Source organism: Pseudomonas sp. ABFPK (assembly GCF_001586765.1).
In the GTDB taxonomy this organism is placed as follows: Bacteria; Pseudomonadota; Gammaproteobacteria; order Pseudomonadales; family Pseudomonadaceae; genus Aquipseudomonas; species Aquipseudomonas asiatica.
This window is the reverse complement of sequence record NZ_LQXW01000007.1, coordinates 58,125-81,398: the sequence shown is the minus strand read 5'-3', so window position 1 is coordinate 81,398 and position 23,274 is coordinate 58,125. Positions and strand designations below refer to the sequence as shown.

General features: G+C 64.3%; 18 protein-coding genes. 11 read left to right on the top strand and 7 right to left on the bottom strand.

Annotated features, from left to right (window positions below):
* Positions 1–13: 13 nt before the first annotated feature.
* The 3 genes from WM94_RS06740 to WM94_RS06730 are packed head-to-tail and all read left to right on the top strand — an operon-like array spanning position 14 to position 5,732.
* Positions 14–1,183, top strand: a complete 1,170-nt coding sequence (locus WM94_RS06740) for an efflux RND transporter periplasmic adaptor subunit (protein WP_038410393.1) — start codon at positions 14–16, stop codon at positions 1,181–1,183.
* Positions 1,180–4,353 carry an efflux RND transporter permease subunit gene (locus WM94_RS06735; protein WP_061550770.1) on the top strand — a complete coding sequence of 1,058 codons (3,174 nt, stop codon included), beginning with the start codon at positions 1,180–1,182 and terminating at the stop codon, positions 4,351–4,353. Before WM94_RS06740 ends, WM94_RS06735 begins: the two co-directional genes overlap by 4 nt.
* Positions 4,350–5,732, top strand: coding sequence for an efflux transporter outer membrane subunit (locus WM94_RS06730; RefSeq protein ID WP_061550769.1), 1,383 nt, complete (start codon positions 4,350–4,352; stop codon positions 5,730–5,732). The genes WM94_RS06735 and WM94_RS06730 overlap by 4 nt, the downstream gene beginning before the upstream one ends.
* A 39-nt stretch (positions 5,733–5,771) precedes the next feature.
* On the opposite strand, the gene WM94_RS06725 is transcribed toward WM94_RS06730, so the two are convergent.
* From WM94_RS06725 to WM94_RS06700, 6 genes are all read right to left on the bottom strand, one after another.
* A complete protein-coding gene (locus WM94_RS06725; RefSeq protein ID WP_013972187.1) occupies positions 5,772–7,082 on the bottom strand; it encodes an MFS transporter in 1,311 nt (436 codons plus the stop codon).
* A 64-nt stretch (positions 7,083–7,146) separates the two neighbouring features.
* The gene (locus WM94_RS06720) at positions 7,147–8,127 is read right to left on the bottom strand and encodes a transketolase family protein (RefSeq protein ID WP_061550768.1); all 981 of its coding nucleotides are present in this window, start codon (positions 8,125–8,127) and stop codon (positions 7,147–7,149) included.
* A gap of 3 nt (positions 8,128–8,130) precedes the next feature.
* Positions 8,131–9,018 carry a transketolase gene (locus tag WM94_RS06715; protein WP_003257657.1) on the bottom strand — a complete coding sequence of 296 codons (888 nt, stop codon included), beginning with the start codon at positions 9,016–9,018 and terminating at the stop codon, positions 8,131–8,133.
* Between the two features lie 48 nt (positions 9,019–9,066).
* On the bottom strand, positions 9,067–10,158 hold the full coding sequence (locus tag WM94_RS06710; protein WP_061550767.1) for a glycerol dehydrogenase: 1,092 nt from the start codon (positions 10,156–10,158) through the stop codon (positions 9,067–9,069).
* Between the two features lie 142 nt (positions 10,159–10,300).
* Positions 10,301–10,993, bottom strand: coding sequence for an SDR family NAD(P)-dependent oxidoreductase (locus tag WM94_RS06705; RefSeq protein ID WP_061550766.1), 693 nt, complete (start codon positions 10,991–10,993; stop codon positions 10,301–10,303).
* 84 nt (positions 10,994–11,077) lie between these two features.
* Entirely contained in the window at positions 11,078–11,881 is an 804-nt protein-coding gene (locus WM94_RS06700) for a shikimate dehydrogenase (protein WP_013972191.1), read from the bottom strand.
* Between the two features lie 306 nt (positions 11,882–12,187).
* Between WM94_RS06700 and WM94_RS06695 the strand changes: the two genes are divergently transcribed.
* From WM94_RS06695 to WM94_RS06660, 8 genes are all read left to right on the top strand, one after another.
* On the top strand, positions 12,188–13,384 hold the full coding sequence (locus WM94_RS06695) for a glycerol dehydrogenase (RefSeq protein WP_061550765.1): 1,197 nt from the start codon (positions 12,188–12,190) through the stop codon (positions 13,382–13,384).
* A gap of 4 nt (positions 13,385–13,388) precedes the next feature.
* A complete protein-coding gene (locus tag WM94_RS06690) occupies positions 13,389–14,561 on the top strand; it encodes an iron-containing alcohol dehydrogenase (protein ID WP_061550764.1) in 1,173 nt (390 codons plus the stop codon).
* A gap of 121 nt (positions 14,562–14,682) precedes the next feature.
* A complete protein-coding gene (locus WM94_RS06685; RefSeq protein ID WP_061550763.1) occupies positions 14,683–15,957 on the top strand; it encodes a carbohydrate porin in 1,275 nt (424 codons plus the stop codon).
* Positions 15,958–16,025: 68 nt separating this feature from the next.
* Entirely contained in the window at positions 16,026–17,534 is a 1,509-nt protein-coding gene (locus tag WM94_RS06680; protein WP_247847568.1) for an aldehyde dehydrogenase, read from the top strand.
* A 32-nt stretch (positions 17,535–17,566) separates the two neighbouring features.
* Positions 17,567–18,808 carry a sugar ABC transporter substrate-binding protein gene (locus tag WM94_RS06675; RefSeq protein ID WP_047932586.1) on the top strand — a complete coding sequence of 414 codons (1,242 nt, stop codon included), beginning with the start codon at positions 17,567–17,569 and terminating at the stop codon, positions 18,806–18,808.
* Between the two features lie 53 nt (positions 18,809–18,861).
* Positions 18,862–20,373 carry a sugar ABC transporter ATP-binding protein gene (locus WM94_RS06670; protein ID WP_061550761.1) on the top strand — a complete coding sequence of 504 codons (1,512 nt, stop codon included), beginning with the start codon at positions 18,862–18,864 and terminating at the stop codon, positions 20,371–20,373.
* Positions 20,366–21,406: an ABC transporter permease gene (locus WM94_RS06665; RefSeq protein WP_013972197.1), complete on the top strand. Its 1,041-nt coding sequence runs from the start codon at positions 20,366–20,368 to the stop codon at positions 21,404–21,406. The genes WM94_RS06670 and WM94_RS06665 overlap by 8 nt, the downstream gene beginning before the upstream one ends.
* Positions 21,407–21,524: 118 nt before the next feature.
* Positions 21,525–22,202 (top strand): GntR family transcriptional regulator, encoded by a 678-nt coding sequence (locus WM94_RS06660; RefSeq protein WP_013972198.1) that lies wholly within the window; start codon positions 21,525–21,527, stop codon positions 22,200–22,202.
* 171 nt (positions 22,203–22,373) lie between these two features.
* Here WM94_RS06660 and WM94_RS06655 read toward each other — a convergent pair whose 3' ends face one another.
* Positions 22,374–23,162 carry a formate/nitrite transporter family protein gene (locus WM94_RS06655; protein ID WP_039613268.1) on the bottom strand — a complete coding sequence of 263 codons (789 nt, stop codon included), beginning with the start codon at positions 23,160–23,162 and terminating at the stop codon, positions 22,374–22,376.
* Positions 23,163–23,274: the final 112 nt, after the last annotated feature.

Here is a 23,274-nt window from a genome sequence, read left to right as displayed (position 1 = left end):
GGTTATGGAGATCATGAACGTGAAACTGCCCGTAACGGGCAAAAGGGCGCTGTTCGCCTTGTCGCTGGCGGCATTGCTGGTCGGCTGTGGCCCGCAGGCGCAGGAGAGTGCTCCGGCGGCGCCGAGTGTGGTGGTGAGCCAACCGTTGAAGTCGACCATCAGTGACTGGGACAGCTTTACCGGCCGGTTCGAGGCAACCGATTCGGTAGAGGTACGCTCGCGCGTCAGCGGCTACCTGGAGAAGGTAGCCTTCCGGGACGGTGCAATCGTGAAGAAGGGCGATCTGCTGTTCGTCATTGATTCGCGCAGCTTCCAGGCGGCGGTGACCCAGGCCCAGGGCAAACTGGCCCAGGCCCGTTCGCAACAGGCTCTGGCCGAACAGGAGTATGCCCGCGCCAAGGTGCTGATCGATTCCAGGACCATTGCGCAGAGCTTGTACGACCAGCGCCTGCAAGCGCGCGAGGCGGCCCGCGCCGAAGTGCTCAGCGCCGAAGGCGCGCTGGCCAGCGCTCGTCTGGACCTCGAGTTCACCCGTATCACCGCGCCCATGAGCGGGCGTATCAGCCGCAAATTGATCAGCGAAGGCAACCTGGTCAACGGTGGCAGCAACGATGCCACCCTGCTGACCACCATCGTCTCGCTCGATCCCATCGACATCTACTTCGACATCGACGAGCAGAGCTACCTGAAGTACCGCCGTCAGTCGGCCGGCAACATTGCCGGGAGCCAGGTGCGCATCGCCCTGCCAGGCGAGCTCCAGGCATCGCTGAGCGGGCGCATGGATTTCATCGACAACCGCCTGGACCCATCCACCGGCACCCTGCGCCAGCGCGCGCGGGTCAGCAACCCGGACCTGGCGTTGAGCCCGGGCCAGTTCGGCCGCGTGCAGTTTTCCGCGCGCCCGGCCTATGAGGCCTTGCTGGTGCCGGATACGGCCGTAGGCATCGATGCCACGCGCAAGGTGCTGTATGTGCTCGATGCACAGAACCGCGTCGAACTGCGCCCGGTACAGCTGGGCAAGCTGCATGACGGCCTGCGCGAAGTGGTCAGCGGCCTGCAGGCCGACGACCGGGTCATTGTCGATGGCCTGCAACGGGTACGCGCCGGGGATACTGCGATCGGTGAACAGCGCAGCCTGACCCGGGTTGCCGCCGCCAACCCGGCCCAGGAGGCGACGCTATGAACCTGGGACGCACCTCGATCGACCAGCCGGTGCTGGCGATAGTCCTCTCGGTGGTGCTGATGATCGTCGGCGGCTTGGCCTACCTGGTGCTGCCGACTGCCGAGTATCCCGACATCGCGCCCCCCACGGTGGTGGTCCAGGCCACCTATCCGGGGGCCTCGGCGCAGACCGTCGCCGAGACTCTGGCGATCCCGCTGGAGCAGGAGGTCAACGGTGTCGAGGACATGCTCTACATGTACAGCCAGGCCACCTCCGATGGCAGCCTGAACCTGACCGTGACCTTCAAGGGCGGCACCGACGTCGACAAGGCCCAGGTGCTGGTGCAGAACCGCGTGGCCCTGGCCACACCACGCCTGCCCGAACCGGTGCAGCGCAGCGGTGTGTCGGTGCGCAAGTCCTCGCCGACCCAGCTGTCGACCATTTTCATTTCCTCGCCCAAGGGCACCTATGACCAGCTGTACGTGTCGAACTTCGCCATTCGCACCGTGGCCGATACCCTCAAGCGCATCGACGGCGTTGGCGACATAAACCCGCTGGGCGCGCGTGAGTATTCGATGCGCATCTGGCTGGACCCGGAGCGCGTCGCCGCCTTCGACCTGACCCCGGGCGACATCATCGCCGCCGTTCGTGCGCAGAACACCCAGGTGGCCGGCGGTGTCATCGCCCAACCACCGGTGGCCTCCCAGGCGTTTCAACCGAACCTGATCTTCGAAGGGCGGCTCAAGGAGCCGGCTGACTTCGACAACATCGTGCTCAAGTCCGGCGAGGCGGGCCGCCTGGTGCGCCTGAAGGACGTGGCGCGTACCGAGATCGCCGGGCTGGCCTACGTCAACAACACCTACTACCTGCGCAACCCGGCCATCGGCCTGCAGGTGCTGCAGCGTCCGGGCGCCAATGCCCTGGCGACCATGCAGGTAGTGGAGCAGACCATGCAGCAACTTAGCAAGGACTTCCCGGAGGGCATCGAATACAGCATCGGCTACAACCCCACGGCGTTCATCGCAGACAGTATCGGTGAGCTGGGCAAGACCATCTACGAGGCGGTAATCCTCGTGGTGCTGGTGGTGCTGTTGTTCCTCCAGGGCTGGCGGCCGTCGATCATTCCGATCCTGGCCATCCCGGTGTCACTGGTGGGTACCTTCGCAGTGATGGCGCTGCTGGGTTACTCGATCAACAACCTGACCCTGTTCGGCCTGGTGCTGGCGGTAGGGATCGTGGTCGACAACGCCATTGTCGTGGTGGAGAACGTCGAGCGCCACCTGGGCGAGGGCAAGAGCCCGCTCCAGGCGACCATCGTCACCATGCAGGAGATTGGCGGTGCGCTGGTGGCGATCACCCTGGTGCTCTGTGCGGTGTTCATTCCCACGGCGTTCATCCCGGGGATTTCCGGCGAGTTCTTCCGCCAGTTCGGCGTGACCATCGCGGTGGCCACGGCCATTTCGCTGTTCAACTCGCTGACCCTGTCGCCGGCGCTGGCGGCGATGATCCTGCGCCGTCACGGTGGCCATGCGCCGCTGCGTGCCGGTCTGCCGGGCCTGCCGCGGCGCGCTGCCGAAGCGTTCAACCGGGGCTTTGCCCGGCTGTCCAATGGTTATGCCGGCAGCGTCCGCGGCCTGGTTGCCAGGACGCCGCTGATGCTGGCCGTGTATGCCGTACTGATCGCCGCTACCGCCTACCTGATGGTGTCCACGCCCAAGGGCTTCATCCCGGCCCAGGACCGTGGCTACCTGGTGGTGATCGTGCAATTGCCCGACGGCGCATCGCTGGAGCGTACCAATGCGATTTCCCAGCAGATCGAAGCCATCGCCCTGCAGGTGCCGGGTGTGGACAGGGTGCCGACCTTCTCGGGCTTCTCGATGGTCACCGGGACCAACTCGTCCAATTCGGCGGGCCTGGCCCCGGTGTTCGAACCCTGGTCCAAGCGCAAGCTGAAGGGCCGCACATCGGACGTGATCGCGGCCGACTTGCGCGAACGCCTGAAAGCGGTCAGCGGTGCGTCGGTGATTGTCGCCACGCCGCCGCCGGTGCAGGGGCTGGGCAGTACCGGTGGTTTCTCCCTGCGTCTGCAGGACCGTGCCGGGCTAGGCAGTGACGCGCTGGCCAAGGCCACGGCGCAGCTGATTGCCGCCGCCAACGCCACACCGGGCATGACGGGCGTGTATTCGCCGTTTTCGGCCAGCACTCCGCAGGTGTTCGTCGAGCTCGACCGTGAGCGCGCCGAGATGCTGGGCGTGCCAAGCAGCCAGATCAACCAGGCCATCGAGACCTACTTCGGCTCGACCTACATCAACGACTTCAACCTGGTCGGCCGCACCTACCGTGTCACTGCCCAGGCCGACTTGCCTTACCGGGTCACGCCAGAGGACCTGGCGCGGGTCAAGGTGCGCAATCAGGCCGGGCAGATGGTTCCGCTGGCCAGCGTGACGCAGCTGCACGAGGCCCTGGGGGTAGAGCGCTTCCCGCGTTACAACCTTTTCCCTACTGCCGAGATCAACGGTGACACCTTGCCAGGCCTGGGTTCGACCTATGCCATCGAGACCATGGAACGCCTGGCCAAGGTGAATCTGCCGGCGGGCATCAGCTACCAGTGGACCGACCTGAGCTACCAGCAGACCACCGCCGGCAACATGGGCCTGCTGGTCTTCCCGCTCTGTGTGGTGTTCGTCTACCTGGTGCTGGCGGCGCAATACGGCAGCTGGAGCCTGCCGCTGGCGATCCTGCTGATCGTGCCGATGTGCCTGCTGGCCGCGGCCGGTGGCGTGCGCCTGATGGGCCAGGACATAAACATCCTCACCCAGATCGGTTTCATCGTTCTGGTGGGCCTGGCGGCAAAGAACGCCATCCTCATCGTCGAAGTGGCCCGGCAGCTGGAGAAGGAAGGGCAGGGTACGGTCGAGGCGGTGGTGGAAGCCTGTCGCCTGCGCCTGCGGCCGATCCTGATGACCTCGCTGGCGTTCATCCTTGGCGTCTTGCCACTGGTGCTGTCCGAGGGGGCCGGTTCCGAAATGCGCCTGGCGGTGGGGGCTGCGGTGTTCTTCGGGATGATCGGGGTAACCCTGTTCGGCCTGGTGTTCACACCGATTTTCTATGTGCTGGTTCGTCGCCTTGCCGGCGGCGAACGGCAGGTATCGTCACAGCCTTCGGCTGTCGAACAGGACTTCCAGCGATGAACATGCGTCTTCGTTTCCCCGTACTGGGTTTTACTGCGGCGCTGCTGGCTGCATGCGCTGCCCCGAGCTTGCCGCCGCCCAGCGCTGCACCTGTGCAGCATTACCTCAATGCCCGCTCCGAAGCGCCGCTGGCTGTGACCGAACAGTGGTGGCGCGGCTATCACGATCCGCTGCTCGACCGCCTGGTGCAGCGGGCATTGGATGATAACCTCGATCTGCAGGTTGCCCTGGCGCGCATCGATGCAGCCCGGGCTCTGAGGGCAGTCAGCGCTGCGGCCGGCAGCCCGGCCCTGGACTTCGGCGCCAGTGCCGCACGCCAGCGTACCTCGGCTTACCAGACCGGCTACAGCGAGGCACTGATCGATGCGCCGATCTCGTTGGCCCTGGGCGCCAGCTGGGAGCTTGACCTGTTTGGCCGCATCCGTGAAGGCGTCCGCGCTGCTGACGCCGAGGTGACGGCAAGTGAAGAGCAAGCCCATGCAGTAAAGGTTGCGCTAGTGGGTGAAGTGGTCCAGGCCTATGCCCAGGCCCGAGGCCTGGAGCAGCGCCTGGAGATCGTCCGCCAGAGTGCCCAGAGCCAGGCCGAGACCTTGCAGTTGAGCGAGCAGTTGTACGCGGCGGGCAGCAGCCCGGAGGCCGACCTGCTGCGGGCCCGCGCCCAGGCCGACCGCACTGCGGCCCATGTGCCGGCGCTGCGCCTGGAGTGGCAGCGCACCGTGCACCGGCTTTCGGTGCTGCTGGCCATGCCCAGTGCCGAGTTGTACGGGCAGATGCATGCCAACCCGGCGAGTGTGCGTGAGGTGGCCTTGCAGGATGCTGGCACGCCTGCGGACCTGTTGCGTCGGCGTCCTGACGTGAAGGCTGCCGAGGCACGGGTGGTTGCCGCCTATGCGCGGGTTGGCGTGGCCAAGGCAGAGCTGATGCCACGTCTGAGCCTGTCGGCGGCGTTGGGTTCGTTGATCAATGGCATGAGCGCGGCCACGCTGGCCAACTCGACCTTCTGGCTGGCCGGCGTCAATGCCAGCGCGCCATTGTTCGATGGTGGCCGGCGCAAGGCGCAGGTGCAGGTCCGGGATACCGAGGCGCGGGAGGCGTTGCTGAGTTACCGGCGCACGGTGCTGGTGGCGGTGTCGGAGGTGGAATCGGCACTCGCGGCGGCCCAGCGCAATGCGGAGCGCCAGGTACTGCTGGCACGTGCCAGCGAGCAGTCGACCTCGGCCTTCGAGCAGATCCGCCGTTCGTGGCAGGCTGGCGAGGCGCCGTTCCTTGATGTGCTGGAGGCCCAGCGCAACCAGCTCAGTGCCCTGGATGCCCTGGCCACGGTACGCACCGCCCAGTGGCAGAACCAGGCGGCACTGGTCAGTGCGTTAGGCGGGTAAGCGTAATGGGGGCTGCCTGGCAGCCCCAGCGTCTAAGACTCAAACCTGATCGATCGGAATGCCGTGGTTGTTCTTCCACATCAGTACCACGCCACTGGCAATCAGCGCCACGACGATCAGGTAGACGTTGAACACCCAGCCAATCTGCTCCGAGTAAAGCCAGGTTGTCACATACGACGCAGTTCCCCCGAATACCGCCACACCCAACGAAATGCACACACCGAACATCCGCGTACGATAACGGGTAGGGACTTGCTCGGAGATCGATGCGGGCTTGCAGCCGGTGATGAAGGCCACCAGCATCAGGCCGGCAGTCTGCGCCACCATCAGGGTCCACGGTTCGCTGGAGATCATGCCCCACAGAGGGAACAGGGTTGCCGCGATACCCAGCAGCGAAATCAGTGCACAGACCTTGCGCCCCACCTGGTCCGAAACCCAGCCGCAGACCGGCAGGAAGGCGAGGTAGATGACCTGGGCGACGCAGCTCATCATGAAGGCGTTGTGCGGGTCCATGCCCTTCACGCTCATGGCATAGATCGATGCCGACGTGACCCAGGTGTAGTAGGTCAGGGTGGCGCCTGCTTCATACAGGAACAACCGCACACCATGTTGCAGTACCTGCCCGCGGCTCCAGCAAGTAGTGTGCTGCGTTGCGCTGGCGGTGCTAGGGCTGTGGTCGCTTTCCATCATGTTGCGGCGCAGCCACAGGGCAACCACCGCCAGCAGGCCACCGGTGGCGAAGGGGATGCGCCAGCCCCAGTCCTGCATCTGCTCGGTGCTCAGCATCGAGGTCAGCAGGGCCATGTAGAAGGTTGCCAGCAGCGAGCCGCTGCCCACCGCAAAAAACACCGTGCTCGACCACAACCCCCGGCGCTTTGGCGGGGCGATCTCGGCGATGTAGGCGTAGGACGTGGTGGTCTCTCCACCGTGGGCGAAGCCCTGGACCAAGCGCGCACAGAGCAGCAATCCGGAAGCCCAGCTGCCGATCGATTCATAGGAAGGGATGAACGCGATCAGCAGGCTGGCGCCGGCCATCAGCAGCATGGTGCTGAGCAGCACGGTGCGTCGGCCGAGGCGGTCGGCGAGGATACCGAAGACGATGCCGCCCAATGGCCGCAACAGGAAACCTGCGGCGAACACCGCCAGGGTGGCGAGCAGTGCCGAGGTGGGGTTGCTCTTGTCGAACAAGGCACTGGCAATGTAGACGGAGGCAACGGTGTAAAGGGTCCAGTCGAACCACTCCAGCAGGTTGCCGACGCCGGTAGCAAGCAAGGACTTGCGACGCAGGCGCGTGGCGTCAGGTGCAGCGTAGGCAACGCTGCCTGGCAGGGTCTCGGTCATGTTGTTCATTGTAGTCTCCGAGCGAATGGGGCGGGCAGCACCCAAGACGGCGCTGCCCGTATTGCGGGGCGGGTCAGCTCGCCATGTGGGCCAGGGCCACTTCCTCGATACCGGCGGCATCAAGCTTGTAGTGCTGGTACAGGTGGGTCGGCGGCGCGATCAGGCTGTATTCGTCGTAGATGCCATGACGCTTGAGCTTGACCCCGACGCCTTCGTCGGCCAGCACCTCGGCCACCGCGGCGCCCAGGCCACCGAGCACGTTATGCTCCTCGACGGTCATCATCCGCTTGCTGCGCGCAGCGGCCTGGAGGATCGTCTCGCGGTCGATCGGCTTGATCGAGGCCATGTCGATCACGCCCACCGAACGGCCTTCGGCATTGAGCTTGCGGGCCGCGGCAAGCGCCGGGTGTACGGTGATGCCACAGGCGATGATGGTCAGCTCTTCACCCTGCAAGTGCTCGGTGGCCTTGCCGAACTCGAAGGTTGTGCCGTGCTCGTAGATGAGCGGGTCGCGGCCGCGACCGATACGGAAGTACACCGGTTTGTCGTAGCTGGCCGAGGCCTTGATCGCTGCCGCCAATTGCGGGCCGTCGGAGGGCGAGACCACCGCCAGGTCGGCGATCGAGCGCATGGTGGCTATATCCTCGGTGGCATGGTGCGAGGTGCCGTAGAAGCCCAGCGAGATCCCGGTATGGTGGCCGATCAGGCGCACCGGCTGGGCCGAATAGGCCACGTCCATGCGGATCTGTTCGCAGCACAGCAGGCCCAGGAACGAGGCGAAGGTCGCCACGAACGGCATCACCCCGCAGGTGGCCAGGCCGGCGGCAGCGGTGACCATGTTCTGCTCGGAGATGCCGAACTGGATGTAGCGGTCGGGGAACGCCGTGGCGAACTTGTTCAGGCCATTGGAATACTGCAGGTCTGCCGAGCCTGCCATGACCGGATGGCCTTCACGGGCCAGCTCGATCAGGGCATCGGAGAGGTAGGACAGCCCTGGGTTCATGGCATTCAGGCCACGGTATTGCCAGGAGTTGGGGGACAGGGGGGCGTTCATGTTTCAGATCTCCTTGGCTTCGATTTCAGCGATCGCGCGTTTGGCGTCTTCAGGGTCCAGGTAGCCCAGGTGCCAGCCCGGCTCGGTTTCCATATAGGAAACACCTTTGCCCTTGACGGTCTTGGCGATGATGCACACCGGCTTGTCGCGGTTTTCGTCGGCCTTGACCTTGCGCAGGGTGGTGGCAACCGCGCGGATGTCGTGGCCATCGATGACGTGCACTTCCCAGCCGAAGGCGCGCCATTTTTCGTCCAGCGGCTCGACGCCGATCACGTCGTCGACGCTACCGTCGAGCTGGAAGCCGTTGCGGTCGACGATCGCGATCAACCGGTTGGCCTTGTGGTGGGCGGCACCCATGGCAGCTTCCCAGACCTGGCCTTCCTGCATTTCGCCGTCACCGAGCATGACGAACACGTCGTAGCTTTCGCCAGTGAAACGCTGGGCCAGGCACATGCCCAGGCCCCCGGAAAGGGCGTGGCCAATGGAGCCGGAAGAGAAGTCGATGCCGGGTACCTTGCGCATATCAGGGTGATCACCCAGAGGGCTACCCAGTCGCGTGTAGTCATCCAGCCACGCCTTGGGGAACATGCCGAGGTCGGCAAGTATCGGGAACTGGCCAACGGCCGCGTGGCCCTTGCCCATCAGGAAGCGGTCGCGCCCGGCCCAGCCCGGCTCCTCGGGGCGCAGGTTCATCACGTCGTAGTACAGCGCCGAGAACAGTTCGGCAGCGGAGAACACCGAGGTGTAGTGGCCGGTCTTGGCGATCTCGATCAGGCGAATGGTTTCCAGGCGGACGAATTTCGCCCGTTCGCGCAGGTGGGCGACGGTCTCGGCGCTGGGCACGAAATCGCTGGCTTTCCAGGCCTCAAGGGTTTTACGGGGTGTAGCCATCTCTACCTCCAAATGCAGGCATAGCAGGGTGGGTGTTGCCGGGGGAAATCAGCGGGTCAGGGATTCGAGTGCGCGCATGGCTTCGATCAGTTCACCGCTGTGTAGGGGTTGGCCGTTGCCACGCACGAAGTTGCGTGCGTGGGGGGCTTGCAGGGTGGGTTCGGCGACCTTGAGCAAGATGGCGTCGTCGACGCCCGTCACACCCAGTTCGGCCAGGTTGCAGGGCAGCCCGATGCGTCGGTAGAAGGCCAGCAATTCGGCCATGAACGCGGCTTCGCGGTCTTCAAGTACCAGTTGCACCAACAGACCATAGGCAACCTGCCAGCCATGCACCTGGTCGCGGGCACCGGGGATCTTCGACAGGCCACGGGTCATCGCGTGGGCGATGGACAGGCCGCCACTCTCGAAGCCCAGGCCGCTCATCAGCAGCACGGCTTCGATCAGGCGTTCGAACGCTTCGTTGACCTGGCCGCTGCCGGCCAGCGCCAGGCCCTCTTCGGCATGGGCGCGCAGCACGGTATAGCATTCGCGGGCCAGGGTGACCCCGGCAATCGGCGGGCGAGCGCCAAACATGTTCACGCCGCCGGCTTTGAGGCATTGCTCGGCTTCGAACTTCTTTGTCAGTGCGTCGGCGATGCCGGCCAGAAGGAAGGGGCGCGGGGCCTGGGCTATCAGGCGGGTGTCGACCAGGACATAGCGTGGGCTGCTGAGCAGGTGGCCTACTTCGCTGAGTTGGTGATGCTCGTCGTATACCACGAAGTTTTTCGAAGTAGGCGCATCGTTGGAGGCAACCGTGGGCATGCTCACCAGCGCCGCACCGCAGGTGTGGGCCAACGCCTTGCCGGCATCGATCGATTTGCCGCCACCGACCGCCAGGACCATGTCGAAGTCGAAGCGCGCGGCCGATTGGCGCAGGCCGGCGATGCCCTTGGCGGTGATTTCGCCATCGAAGGTGATGTAGTGCAGTTGCACATCGGCGCGAGCGCAGGTGGCGTCGAGGCGCTCCTTGACCAGGCCGATCACGAAGCTGTCGATGACCACCACGGCTCGGCGGCCGCAATGGGCCAGGTACTGGCCTGCCTCGTCAAGAACATCGGGGCCTTGCACATAGCGCCCGGGTGAGCCGAATACCAGATTCATACGGCACCTATTTATGATTGTTTGTTGTTGTTATGCGAGACCTCAGGGGATCTGCGTCATTTGTGATGCATCATATATCATGCGTGATGGCCGTCAAGCTTCTTCGGGGGCAGTGGTAGCCATCTGTCTGTCGAATGGGATATCAGGCGATGGAGTAGCCGCCATCGACGGCCAGCGTGGTGCCGGTGATATAGCGGGCGCTGTCAGACGCCAGGAAGGCGATGGCATTGGCCACGTCCTCGGGTTGCCCCCAGGCGCTCATCGGGATGCGTGACAGAATGCCGGCCGAGCGGGTCGGGTCTTCATAGGCTCGGCGCGACAGCTGGGTGAGGATCCAGCCCGGGGCCACGGCATTGGCGCGCACACCGTCGGCGGCCCAGGCCACCGCCTGGCAACGGGTCAGCTCGCTGATCGCGGCTTTGCTCGAGGCGTAGGCGGGGGTCTTGGCCGAGCCGAAGATGCCCCACATCGAAGCGAAGTTGATCACTGCGCCGCGCGCCACTTTCAGGCCCGGCAAGGCGGCATTGCTGATGCGCAGGACGGCGGTCAGGTTGACGTCGAGCACGCGGTTGAAACCGTCGATTTGCCATTCCCGGTTGTGGTCGATCACGCCGGCGGCATTGACCAGGGCATCGACGCGCTCGAAGCGGCTGAAGAAGCCATTGACCTCGGCATCGCTGGTCACGTCCAGCACCTGATAGTGGATGCCTTCGACCCGTGCTTCAGGTTCGCCCAGGCCCAGGGTGTGCACCTGATAGCCATCGGCAAGCAGGCGCTGCGCGGTTGCCAGGCCGATGCCCGAGCCGCCGCCGGTGATGATTGCAATCTTGCTCATGGGTGTAGCTCCTTTCGGGATGTGTACATGGGTGGGGCCTGACCCAGGCGCCCCGCGAACAGGCCGACAAAGGCACAGGGCGCGTCAGCGACCGGGCGCTGCGCCAAACAGGTAATCGGCCAGCAGCTCGAGCTGCCCGGTGAGCATGTGCACGCCCTTGTGGATGGGGCAGCCACGGGCCTGGGCCGCTTCGAGCAACGGGGTGACATCAGGATTCATCACCACCTCGCCCACCAGCGTGCCTGGCTGCAGGGTATCGGCCGCCAGCGGCAGCGGATCGTCCGCCTTCAGGCCCAGTGCGGTGGCGTTGATCACCACATCGAAGCCGCGTGCATCGGCCGCACCCGCAGCGATATCTCGACCAGGCATCAGCGTGCGCAACTGCGCGGCGAGTGCTTCAGCCTTGGCCAGCGAACGGTTGGCGACCACCAGCCGGGTGATCGGCTCACTGAGCAGGGCATGGGCGATACCGGTGGCGGCACCACCGGCGCCGAGCAGCAGCACACGCCGGCCGCCCAGGTCATGGCCCTGGTTCTTCAGGCCACGTACGAAGCCTTCGCCATCGAACATGCGCCCGACGAAGCGGCCATCGGGCAGACGACGCGCGACGTTGCACACCTTGAGCACTTCGGCGATGCCCAGCAGCTCGTCGCACAGGTGGGCCACTTCGATCTTGTGCGGCACGGTCACGATCACCCCGGCGAGGTTTTCGATACCACGCAGGCCAGCCCAGGCCGAGGCCAGGTTGTCGGGCGAAACCTCCCAGGGGACCAGCACCCCGTCATGCCCCAGGCGTTCAAGAAGCGGGTTGAACAAGGACGGTGTTCGCAGGTGCTTGGCTGGGTAGGTGAGATGTACCACCACCCGGGTAGTGCCGGTGACAGGCATGGCTGTTTCCTTGAAAGCTGGCGCGAAAAGGCAGAGCGCGGGCCAGCGCCGCGTTCGTTATTAGATTCATAAATGCATCATATATCATTAGTCAATCCCCATCCTGGCCGCAAAAGTCTTTTGCATGAAAGTCAAAAGACTTGATCTTGCGATTTAAAAATCAAACATGATATATCATACCTCCAGTCGGCTGCGGCCGCTGAACGTCCTGATATCAAAAACAACAAGGCCTTCTACGAAAGGCGAGGATGACCTCATGCACGGAATGCTTCATGCATTGCCGGCCCTGCGTGACGGGAGGTGCGAATGACCCAGATATTCGCCGCGCCCGGTCGCTACATTCAGGGCTACAAGGAACTTGAACGCCTTTACCGGCATATCGCCTGGTTTGGCCAGCGCTTCCTGATCATCACCAGCCAGGGCCGTCTGGATAGCCTGCAGCAGACCCTGGCCATCAGCTTCGACAAACCTGAACATGCCCTGCGTTACGCCGTATTCGAAGGCGAAGTCACCCGAGCCGAGGTGCAGCGGCTGTGTGCGTTGCGCGAGCGACTGGGCTGTGACGGGGTGGTCGGGGTGGGTGGTGGCAAGGTGCTCGACGCTGCCAAGGCGGTTGCCCAGCAGGGCCGGCTGCCGCTGTGTATCGTGCCCACGGTGGTCTCCAACGATGCCCCCACCAGCGCCTTGTCGGTGCTCTACCACCCGGACGGTGCCTTCGACGATGTACTGTTCCACGAGCGCAGCCCGGACGTGGTGGTGGTGGACACCTGGATCATCGCCCAAGCGCCGGTGCGCCTGTTGGTGGCTGGCATCGGCGATGCTCTGGCGACCTACTACGAGGCACGCACCTGCGTGCAGGGCGACCACGACAACTTCCTTGGCCTGGCCGGCGGTGGCCTGCAATCGAGCGCGGGCGGCGGCAAGCCGACCCTCACATCGATGGCCATCGCCCAACTGTGCCACCAGGTTTTGCAAGCCGATGCGGTGCAAGCCGTGCGGGCCTGTGCGCAGCAGCAGGTGACCAAGGCGCTGAACCGGGTGATCGAGGCCAACGCACTGATGAGCGGCATCGGTTTCGAGAGCAACGGGGTGGCCACCGCTCATGCCGTGTATTGCGGCTTCAGTGAGCTGGGTCCACGGGCCACGGCCTACCACGGCGAATACGTGGCCTTTGGCACCCTGGTGATGCTGGTGCTCGAGGGGGCGCCGGCCAGCGAGCTGGATGGCCTGCTGCGACTGTGCCTGGCGGTTGGCCTGCCGGTGTGTTTCGCCGACCTGGGCCTGGCGGACCTAAGCGAGCAGGAGCTGCAACGGGTGGTGCAGGTGGCGGCCTCGCCGCAGCAGACCAGCCGCGTCGAGCCCTTCGACGTCACTGAGTGGGAGATGCGCGCGGCGCTGCTTGCCGCCAGCGACCTGGGGGAGTTCTACAAGAAAGGCGGATCGGTTCTGGCAAGTTCGGCCAGCCCGCGTTTGCCATCAGTCATTCGCCACGAACAGAGGTAAGTAGATGAAAGCATTTCAGGCAAGCCTGCCGGTCAAACTGGACTTCGAGGCCGGTGCAATCCGCCGCATGGGTGAAAAGGTCGCGCCGTTCGGCAACAAGGTGCTGTTGATGGTCGACCCGTTCCTTGAAGGCAGCGAGCTGGTCGCCCAGGTGCTCGGCAGTTTCGCCGAGCGTGGCATCACCGTCCTCGAGTTCTACGACATCGTGCCCAACCCGCGCCATACCACCATTGACCGCGCAGTGGCGCTGGTGCGTGACAGCGGCTGCCAGGCTGTGGTGGCGATCGGCGGCGGCAGCGCCATCGACTCGGCCAAGGCCGTGGCGTTCGTCGCTGTACATGGCGGCCGCTGTTGGGACTACACCGAGCGTCTCGGTGAGCCGGTGACGAGGCCGCAGTCCCGTGGTCTGCCGCTGCTGGTGGTGCCGACCACCTCTGGGACCGGGACCGAGGCGACACCATTCGCGGTGATCAACAATCCTGAGCTGGGCCTCAAGTGTGCCATTGTCAACCCGCACATCTACCCGGATGTGGCGTTGATCGACCCGCAAATCCTGGTTTCCAAGCCGCCACGGCTGACGGCGCTGACTGCCGTGGATACTTTCTGCCACGCACTGGAAGCATTCATCAGCATCCATGCCACACCCTGGGTGGAAATGGTCGCGCTGGAGTCGATCCGCCTGTTTGCCGCCAATGCCCTGCGCTGCGTGGAGCATGGGGACGACCTGGAGGCGAGGGCGCGCATGGCCTTTGCGTCGACCCTCGGTGGCATGGCCATTGCCGGCGCCGGGGTCACCGTATCCCATGCGCTGGGCCAGCCATTGGGCGCCATGACCGATGCGCCCCATGGCGGCACGGTGGCAGCCAGTACGCCGCAGGTGATCCGCTGGACCCTACCGGTGGCCGAGGACAAGTTTGCCCGGGTGGCCGAGATCCTCGACCCGGGCACTCATACCTTGCCGCTAAGCGAGCGCGCCGCGCGCCTGCCTGACATCGTCAGCGCCCACTTCACCCGCCTGGGCGTACGGGACACGTTCGGCAGCTATGGCCTCAAGCCCGAGCAGGTCGATGATTTCGCTCAGGTGGTGTGGACCAGCTTCAACCAGGACCTGGCCTGCCACCCCAAACCCATTCGTGACCAGCAGGAGGTGGCCGAAATCGTCCGCCAATGCCTGTAGTTGGCGTCACCCAGCCCTGGCCGCCTTGCGCGCGGCCAGGTCAGTGACGCCAGGCGCCCTCGTTGCACGCTCGCAAAGCTGAACAAAAACCACAAGAAAACAGTTTCGGGAACAGATCGCAATGACAAGATCCACCTTGATCGGGGTCGGGTTGCTGGGCGTATGCGCCTTGCAGCAGGCCCAGGCCGACAACTACTCACCCGGCAATTTCCTGTTCGGTGACTGGCAGGGGCAGCGCACCCGTCTGCATGAGCAGGGGGTAGACCTGCAGTTCACCTATGTCAATGAACTGGCCTACAACACCCAGGGAGGGGCGCAGCACAAGGGCACCTACAGCGACCAGCTGATGGCCGATGCCCGCTTCGACCTGCAGCGCCTGTTGGGTTGGCAGGGGGCCGCGTTTCGCATCACTTTCACCAACCGCAACGGTGAAAGCCTGACCCGCGAAGCCGACACCGGCACCCTGCTGGCCGCCCAGGAAATCTACGGCTATGGCAGTGTTACCCGGCTGGTGCAGTTCTATTACCAGCAGGCACTGCTCGATGAGCGTTTGCTGTTCAAGATCGGCCGGCTGCCCATGAGTGGCGATGTGTTTCCGTTTTCCTGCACGTTCCAGAACCTGACCTTCTGTGGAACGGTGCCTGGCTACATCACCCCCAACTGGTTCACCTGGCCGGTCAGCCAATGGGGCGCGAGCCTGGCGGCGCAGTTGGCCGATGACTGGTGGCTGAACACCTCCGTGTACCAGGTCAACCCGCACTTTACCGAGAACAGCCAAGGGTTGAACTTCGGCAGCCCCTCGGGCACCACTGGTTACCTGGCGGTTGGCGAACTGGCCTGGAAGCCGGTGCTTGGTGGTCTGCCTGGCAGCTACCGGGTTGGCGTGTGGCGCAATACTGGCGACTTTGATGACCTGTACCAGGACATCGATGGGCAACCCATCGGCTTGACCGGCGCGGCACCCGCGCAACACGACCAGGCCAGCGGCTACTACGCCATGGCCGAACAGCAGGTCTACCGCAACCCGGATAATGCTGCGCGTGGCCTGACGCTTTTCACCAACTTCATCCAGTCCGACCGGGACGTTTCCAGTGTCGAGCGGCTCTGGCACCTGGGCGCGTTCATCCGTGGGCCCCTGGCCCAGCGCCCGCAGGACGAGATCGGGCTGGCGTTGGGCCGCCTGGAGGTCAACCCGCGTTCGGCGCGGCGTGTGCAGCAGGCCAGCGGCGTGCCCCGGCGGGCCGATGTCGAGTACCCGGTCGAACTCTATTACGGGTTGCGGCTGACACCGGCACTGACCCTGCGCCCCAACCTGCAGTACGTACGCAACCCCGGCGGCTTCGAGCATGACCGCAGTGTGGTGGTCTGGGGCCTGAAGACCGAAATCAGCTTCTAGTGCAGTGCCGGCGTCAGGCCGACGTCTCGCTGCTTTTATGATGCATCATGTATCCAATGGAGAATCCCATGAGCCTTGCCAGTTTCATTGACCTTACCACCGTGCAGCAGCGTGCCAGCAAACTCCAGCTGCTCGGCCAGGCCTTCATCGACGGCCGCTTTGTCGATGCCTTGAGTGGCGAGACCTTCGCCAACATTTCGCCGCGCGACGGGCGCGTGCTCAACCAGGTTGCCTCGTGCCAGGCCGAGGATGTGGAGATGGCCGTGAAGGCCGCGCGGCGTGCCTTTGACAGTGGTGTGTGGTCGCAGCGCACACCGAAGGAGCGCAAGCGCGTCATGCTGCGCTTCGCTGCCTTGTTCGAGCAGCACATGGAAGAGTTGGCGTTACTGGAAACCCTCGACATGGGTAAGCCCATCAGCGAGAGCGCCGGGTTCGATGTGCACGCGGTGCTCGATTGCCTGCAGTGGTACGCCGAAAGCTGCGACAAGCTGTATGACGAAGTCGCGCCGTCGGGGCCCTCGGCCGTGGGCTTGGTGACCCGCGAAGCGATCGGCGTGGTGGCGGCAGTCACCCCCTGGAACTTCCCGATGCTGATGGCCATGTGGAAGGTCGCACCCGCCCTGGCCATGGGCAACTCGGTGGTCCTCAAGCCCGCCGAGCAATCACCGCTGACTGCCCTGCGCATTGCCCAGTTGGCCGCCGAAGCCGGTATCCCGGCCGGTGTGTTCAACGTGTTGCCGGGCTTTGGCCCAACCGCGGGCAAGGCGTTGGGCCTGCACATGGACGTTGATACCCTGGTGTTCACCGGCTCCGGCGAGGTCGGCAAGCTGTTCCTGCAGTACGCGGGGCAGTCGAACATGAAGCGGGTGTGGCTGGAGTGCGGCGGGAAGACCCCGAACATCATTCTCGATGACTGCCGTGACCTGGAGAAGGCCGCGACCACTGCGGCCCGCTCGATGTTCTTCAACCAGGGCGAAGTCTGCGTGGCGCCCTCGCGGCTGATTGTCGAAGCTGGCATCCGCGCCGAGTTCGTTGCCGAGGTGCTCAAGGTGGCACGCACCATCGCCGTCGGAGATCCACTGGACCCAACCACCCAGCTTGGCGCCATCGTCGATGCCAGCCAGTTGCAACGGGTATTGGGTTATATCGACAAAGGCGTGCAGGAGGGCGCACAGCTGATCCTCGGTGGTGAACGGGTCAAGCACGGCCTGGGCGCCGAGGGCTTTTACATCCCGCCGACCATTTTCGACAACGTCAGCAACGACATGACCATCGCCCGAGAGGAGATCTTCGGCCCGGTACTTTCGGTCATCACCGCCCGTGACCACCTCGATGCTCTGCGCATCGCCAACGATACCCCGTATGGCCTGGCCGCCAGCCTGTGGACCCGCGACCTCTCGCGGGCCCACCAAATGGCCCGGGGCCTGCGTGCCGGCAGCGTGTGGGTCAACTGCTTCGATGGGGGCGACATCAGCATGCCGTTCGGTGGCTTCAAGCAGTCCGGCAACGGTCGCGACCGCTCGTTGCATGCCCTGGACAAGTATTCGGAGCTCAAGTCCACCTGGATCGAGTTGTGACCTTTTGCCTGGCAACCCTGGAGAACAACAATATGAAAAGCACAGTTGCCCGTACCCTGGCCACCTTCGGCCTTGCCACGCTGCTCGCCGGGCCGGCCGCCGCCGAGGCGCGCCACCCACTGTACCAACTGATACCCAACACGGCGTTGTCCGGCCTGGTGGACCCGCAAATGGCCGATCGTACCGACATCGACAAGGGCTTGCCCTTGAAGCAGAAGGGGGAACGGTTACGCATTGGCTGGACCGACATCACCCTGGGTAACCCCTGGTTCGTCTCGATGATCGACGACGCGCGCAGCCTGGCCGAGCGTTACGGCTATGACATGCAGGTGCAGGTGGCCGACGGCGATGTGGCCCGCCAGAGCGCCCAGGTCGACAACTTCATCACCCTGGGGGTGGATGTGATCGTCATCGACCCCACCGACATCCTCGGTTCCGTTGCCGATGTCGAGCGAGCTGTGGCGGCCGGGATCCCGGTAATCACCGTCGGCACTGCACCCGACGCGCGAGCGCCGGTGATCACCACCAGCACCGGAAACCCCTACGGCAGCGGTGTCGAGGCCGGGCGCTATGTGGTCGAGCACACTGACCCGGGCAGCGAAATCAACGCTGCCATGGTCATCGGTGTAATGGGCAACTCGACCTCCGAGAGCCGCCTCAACGGCATGATCTCGGGGATCGTCCAGGCCCGTGCCGAGCAGCGCCAGCTCGGCCTGTCGAAGGAGGATGCGTTGCTTAAGGGGTTCGAGCTGTTCCAGCAGGTCAAAGCCAAGGGCAGTTTCAGCTGGCCTGAAGGGGGCTTCAACGTGCTGGCCTGGGGCCGTGGCGAATGGACCGAGGAGGGTGGCCTGGCCGCCACCGAGGACATCCTCAGTGCCCATGGCGAGCGCCTGAACCTGATCCTGGCGGAGAACGACTTCATCGCCATCGGCGCCATCAACGCTGTGGACAATGCCGGCAAGGCCGGGCAGGTACGGGTCGCTGCGGCAGCTGGCAGCTTCAAGGTTGCGCTGGATCTGATCAAGCAGGGCAAGCTGCTGGTTAGCGCCAGTAACAGTGGTTCGCAGACCGGGGTGGCGGCCATCGAGCTGATCCACCAGATACTTGACGGCCGGCTGCAGGCCAACAACCTGCCGTTGGCGTCGTACTTCCCGGTGGAGCTGATAACCCCTGGCAACGTCGACCACTTCATCCAGCTCGAACAGGGCCCGGCCACGGTCGAGCGGCTACCCGCATTCCGCTCAATCGACCAGCTCAAGGCAGCCATGCGCTGATCCGAAGGTTGCGGCGCCTGTCTGGCAACGCGCCGCTTGCAGAGGTAAGACCGATGAATGCAATACACAAGACCGCCGTCGAGTTGCGCGACATTCACAAGGCGTTCGGCGGCATCAGTGCGCTCAGTGGTGCGAGCTTCAGCGCCAACGTGGGTGAAGTGCATGCGCTGATGGGTGAGAATGGCGCGGGCAAATCGACCTTGATGAAGATCCTCGCCGGCGCCTACGTGCGCGATGCTGGCGAGGTGCTGTTGCACGAGCAGCCGGCGAGTATCGGCAAGCCGGCCGATGCGCTTCGCCTTGGCGTATCGGTGATCTACCAGGAGTTTGCCCTGGCGCCGCACCTGTCGGTGGCGGAAAACATCTGCATCGACGACCTGGGCGCGAACAGGTGGCGGGTGCAGTGGCCGATGCTGCGTGACAAGGCGCGGTGCATACTCGATGAGCTGGGGTTTGCCAACATCGACGAACGCCGTGCAGTGGGCGAGTTGCCGGTGGCCCATCAACAGGCGGTGGAAATCGCCAAGGCCCTGTCGCGCAACGCCTCGGTGCTGGTGTTCGACGAACCGACCGCGGTGCTCACCACCCACGAGACCGAGCAGTTGTTTCGCATCCTGGCGGAATTGCGGCGCAAGGGCGTGTGCATCATCTATGTCTCGCATCGCATGGACGAGATCTTCCGCATCTGTGACCGCGCCACGGTGCTCAAGGATGGCCGTACCGTCGGCACCCTGCCGCTGTCAGCCATCGACGAGCGCGGGCTGGTGCAGATGATGATCGGCCGTGAGCTGAGCGACCTGTTCCCGCCACGCCAGGCAAGCATCGGCGAGGCCCGCCTGCGGGTCGAGGGGCTGAGCGCCGGGCCACTGGTACGCAATGTGAGTTTTCAGGCACACGCCGGTGAGGTGCTGGGCTTCAGCGGCCTGGTCGGCTCGGGGCGCACCGAAACCATGCGCGCGCTGTTCGGCGCCGAGCGCAGCAGCGCCGGCACTGTTCACCTGGACGGCCGCCAACTGCGCAACCGCAGCCCGCGCGAGGCGATCGGCAATGGCATCGGGCTGCTGCCCGAAGACCGCAAGCAGCAGGGCGTGCTGCTGGAGATGTCGATCCGCGTCAACGCCGCTTTACGGCCCGGCTCGCCCTATACCAGTCGTTTTGGCTGGATCGATGGTGCCCGCGAGCGCGCCGGGGTCGAGGCGCTACGTCAGCAGTTGCGTCTGAAGACCGGCTCGATCGAGCAGGCGGTGGGCGATCTGTCCGGGGGTAATCAGCAGAAGGTGGCGCTGATGAAGTGGGTCGACGCCGGCTGCCGGGTGCTGATCCTCGACGAGCCGACCCGTGGTGTAGATATCGGTGCCAAGACCGAGATCTACCGGGTCATCAACGAACTGGCCGAGGCCGGGGTGGCGATCATCCTGGTGTCCTCGGAAATGACCGAGCTGATCGGCATGTGCGACCGGGTGCTGGTGATGCGCGATGGTGCCATCGCCGGCGAGCTTGGCGGTGATGCTATCGAAGAACACGCAATGATTTGTCTGGCGATGGGAGTCGAACACCATGGATAACAACTTGAGCAAACTGGCCGCCCCCTCGCTGTCGGGCGAGTCCAGGCAGCCGCTGGGGCGCGTTGTGCGCCGGCTTTTTCTGCAACACAACGCACTGGTGATGCTGCTGGTGCTGGTGGCCGTGGCCAGCAGCCTGTCGGCGGACTTTTTCACCTGGCAGAACCTGGGTAACCTGCTGCGGCAACTGACGCCGCTGATACTGGTCAGCATTGGCATGCTGATCGTCATCCTCACCGCCGGTATCGACTTGTCGGTTGCCTCGGTGGCAGCGGTGGGCGGGGTGGTCGTGGCGATGAGCCTGAATCTGCTGCCGCTGGAGGACAGCCTCGGGTTGTTGCTGGCGGTGGCCATCGCGGTGGGGGCAGGGGTGTTGATGGGCCTGGTCACCGGCAGCTTCGTGGCCTACTTTCGCATGGCCCCGTTCATTTCCACCCTGGCGATGATGACCATTGCCCGAGGGCTGGCGTTCATCCTCTCCAACGGCCAGCCACAGCGGCTGGCCGACAGCCAATCGGCTGCCAGCCTGTTGCGAGACTTCGGTCGTCAGGCCGATGGAGTGTTCGGGGTGCCTTGGCCGGTGTGGCTGGCGGTGTTGGTGATTGGCATGTTCGCCCTGATCCTGCGCTACAACGCTTTTGGCCGGTTGATCATCGCCAGCGGCAGCAACGAGACTGCCGTGCGCCTGGCGGGGATTGCAGTGGAGCGCTACAAGCTGGCGGCCTATGCGATTTGCGGCGGGCTCAGCGCCCTTGCCGGGGTGGTCATCGCCTCGCGTTCCGGGGTCGCCACGCCCAGTGCCGGCATGGCCCTGGAACTGGATGCCATTGCCGCCTGCGTGATAGGTGGTGCGCTGTTGTCCGGCGGCAAGGGTAGTTTGTTCTACACCGTGGTCGGGGTGCTGGTGCTTGGTTTGATCGGCAACATCATGAACCTGCTCAGCGTCCCGGCGTACCCGCAACAGATCATCAAGGGCGCGATCATCGTGGTGGCGGTGCTGCTGCAAGGGGTGGGTCGACGCGACACGCGGATCTGAACCGTTCGCACGAGATGGCACGGCATGGGCGATGATGTATCATGCGTCTTCGCCATGTCGCCCAGTGTTTCCTCCGGCGGTTGGCCCTGTGCTATTCATCAGACAAGAGAGAACAAGCGTGACAGTTCACAAGCCACTGGATAAAGGCAACCTGAGCGAGCGGGTCTACAGCATCATCCGCACGGCATTGATGGACGGCCAGTATCAACCGGGTGACCGCCTGCGCATCAGTGCCTTGGCCGAGGAGTTTGGTGTGTCGATCACGCCGGTGCGTGAGGCGATCTTCCGCCTTGTCAGTGATCATGCACTGGACATGAAGGCCGCTACCTCCATCTATGTGCCGGAGCTGACCGTCAGCCAACTACGGGAAATCCAGCTGATCCGCCATCTGCTGGAGGGCGAGGCGGCGGGCATGGCGGCCGAGCGAATTTCCGCCGCCGAGCTGAAGCATCTGGAAGAGGTGCAAACGGCCTTCCAGGCGGCTGTCAGCACCGACTACAAACAGGCTTCGCTGCTCAACCGCGAGTTCCACTTCGGTCTGATTGCCGCCGCACGCATGCCGGTGATCTTCAAGACCCTGGAGAACATGTGGGTGATGATGGGGCCGCTGCTCAGCACCTTCCATGCCGAAGTGCCCAAAGCGGAACTGGCCAGCGCCAAGCACAAGCACTTCGAAGTACTCGAAGCCTTGCGCAAGCGCGATTCGGCAAAGGCCAAGGCGGCCCTGCAAGCGGATATTGCATGGGGGGAGTTGATGGTGGAGTGGTTGGAGCGCAAGTCGCTGGCCCAAGGTTGATGGCGGATGCCTTGATCGCCGTCCGGTCCCCAGTGAGTCGGCGATGACATGACCGCCGTCAGCATCCGGCCGAACATCGTGTCGCCCAGCGTGGCCCAAGGATAGTGACGAACGGTCAAGCAGGCTTGTGCAGGGCACATCACCTGCACAAGCGTGCCTGACCGCAATGCCTCACTGCACCTCGCACGCTTCCTGCGAAGGCACACCGTAGGACACGTAGTACGCCAACCCCACGAAGATCGCCCCACCCACCGCATTCCCCAGGAACACGGCCACCAGGTTCTCCACCAACTGCCCCCAGCTCAGGTAGCCGGCAAAGATCGCTGCCGGAATCAGGAACATGTTGGCTACCACGTGCTGGAAACCGATGGCGACGAACGCCATGATCGGGAACCAGATGCCGAGAATCTTGCCGCTCATTTCACGGCTGGCATACGACAGCCACACTGCCAGGCACACCAGCCAGTTGCAGCCGATTCCGGACACGAAGGCGTGGAGGAAGTCGGCGTTGGTCTTGCTGGTCGCAGCCGCCAACACCTTGTTCAGGTAGGCCCCCTCGGTCAGGCCCAGCAGGTGACCGAAGCACCCGGCAACGAACAGTGCACCGAACAGATTGGCGACGGTCACCAGCAGCCAGTTGCGCGCCACGGCGCCTGGGCCGATACGCCGGGCGAACATCGCCAACGGCAAGCTCATCATGTTGCCGGTGAGCAGTTCGCCACCGGCCAGGATCACCAGGATCAGGCCGATGGGAAATACCGCGGCGCCCAGCAGTGTGCCGAACGAGGCCCACTGTACCGGGATCATGGTGCTGACGTGGATAGCCAGGAGAAACCCTAGCGAAATGAATGCACCTGCGAGAAACCCCAGGACCAGTGTCGCATGGGTGGATAGGTGGGCTTTCTTGACGCCGCTCTCGATGACGAGCTCGGTGATACGGGTGGGGCTATTGACGGACATTTCGGAAACTCGAACACGGTGACGGCGACGCGACTGGCGCGCACGCCGTGGTGGGGCTTGATCAGTACGGGGGTAGGCTACGCAACTGGTGCAAAGGTGTAACGCGCACCTT

What these genes read in the sequence shown, in the direction of transcription:
- WM94_RS06740 (WP_038410393.1), top strand. Translation starts at nt 14, where the DNA reads ATGAACGTGAAACTGCCCGTAACGGGCAAAAGGGCGCTGTTCGCCTTG.
- WM94_RS06735 (WP_061550770.1), top strand. Translation starts at nt 1,180, where the DNA reads ATGAACCTGGGACGCACCTCGATCGACCAGCCGGTGCTGGCGATAGTC.
- WM94_RS06730 (WP_061550769.1), top strand. Translation starts at nt 4,350, where the DNA reads ATGAACATGCGTCTTCGTTTCCCCGTACTGGGTTTTACTGCGGCGCTG.
- WM94_RS06725 (WP_013972187.1), bottom strand. Translation starts at nt 7,082, where the DNA reads ATGAACAACATGACCGAGACCCTGCCAGGCAGCGTTGCCTACGCTGCA.
- WM94_RS06720 (WP_061550768.1), bottom strand. Translation starts at nt 8,127, where the DNA reads ATGAACGCCCCCCTGTCCCCCAACTCCTGGCAATACCGTGGCCTGAAT.
- WM94_RS06715 (WP_003257657.1), bottom strand. Translation starts at nt 9,018, where the DNA reads ATGGCTACACCCCGTAAAACCCTTGAGGCCTGGAAAGCCAGCGATTTC.
- WM94_RS06710 (WP_061550767.1), bottom strand. Translation starts at nt 10,158, where the DNA reads ATGAATCTGGTATTCGGCTCACCCGGGCGCTATGTGCAAGGCCCCGAT.
- WM94_RS06705 (WP_061550766.1), bottom strand. Translation starts at nt 10,993, where the DNA reads ATGAGCAAGATTGCAATCATCACCGGCGGCGGCTCGGGCATCGGCCTG.
- WM94_RS06700 (WP_013972191.1), bottom strand. Translation starts at nt 11,881, where the DNA reads ATGCCTGTCACCGGCACTACCCGGGTGGTGGTACATCTCACCTACCCA.
- WM94_RS06695 (WP_061550765.1), top strand. Translation starts at nt 12,188, where the DNA reads ATGACCCAGATATTCGCCGCGCCCGGTCGCTACATTCAGGGCTACAAG.
- WM94_RS06690 (WP_061550764.1), top strand. Translation starts at nt 13,389, where the DNA reads ATGAAAGCATTTCAGGCAAGCCTGCCGGTCAAACTGGACTTCGAGGCC.
- WM94_RS06685 (WP_061550763.1), top strand. Translation starts at nt 14,683, where the DNA reads ATGACAAGATCCACCTTGATCGGGGTCGGGTTGCTGGGCGTATGCGCC.
- WM94_RS06680 (WP_247847568.1), top strand. Translation starts at nt 16,026, where the DNA reads ATGAGCCTTGCCAGTTTCATTGACCTTACCACCGTGCAGCAGCGTGCC.
- WM94_RS06675 (WP_047932586.1), top strand. Translation starts at nt 17,567, where the DNA reads ATGAAAAGCACAGTTGCCCGTACCCTGGCCACCTTCGGCCTTGCCACG.
- WM94_RS06670 (WP_061550761.1), top strand. Translation starts at nt 18,862, where the DNA reads ATGAATGCAATACACAAGACCGCCGTCGAGTTGCGCGACATTCACAAG.
- WM94_RS06665 (WP_013972197.1), top strand. Translation starts at nt 20,366, where the DNA reads ATGGATAACAACTTGAGCAAACTGGCCGCCCCCTCGCTGTCGGGCGAG.
- WM94_RS06655 (WP_039613268.1), bottom strand. Translation starts at nt 23,162, where the DNA reads ATGTCCGTCAATAGCCCCACCCGTATCACCGAGCTCGTCATCGAGAGC.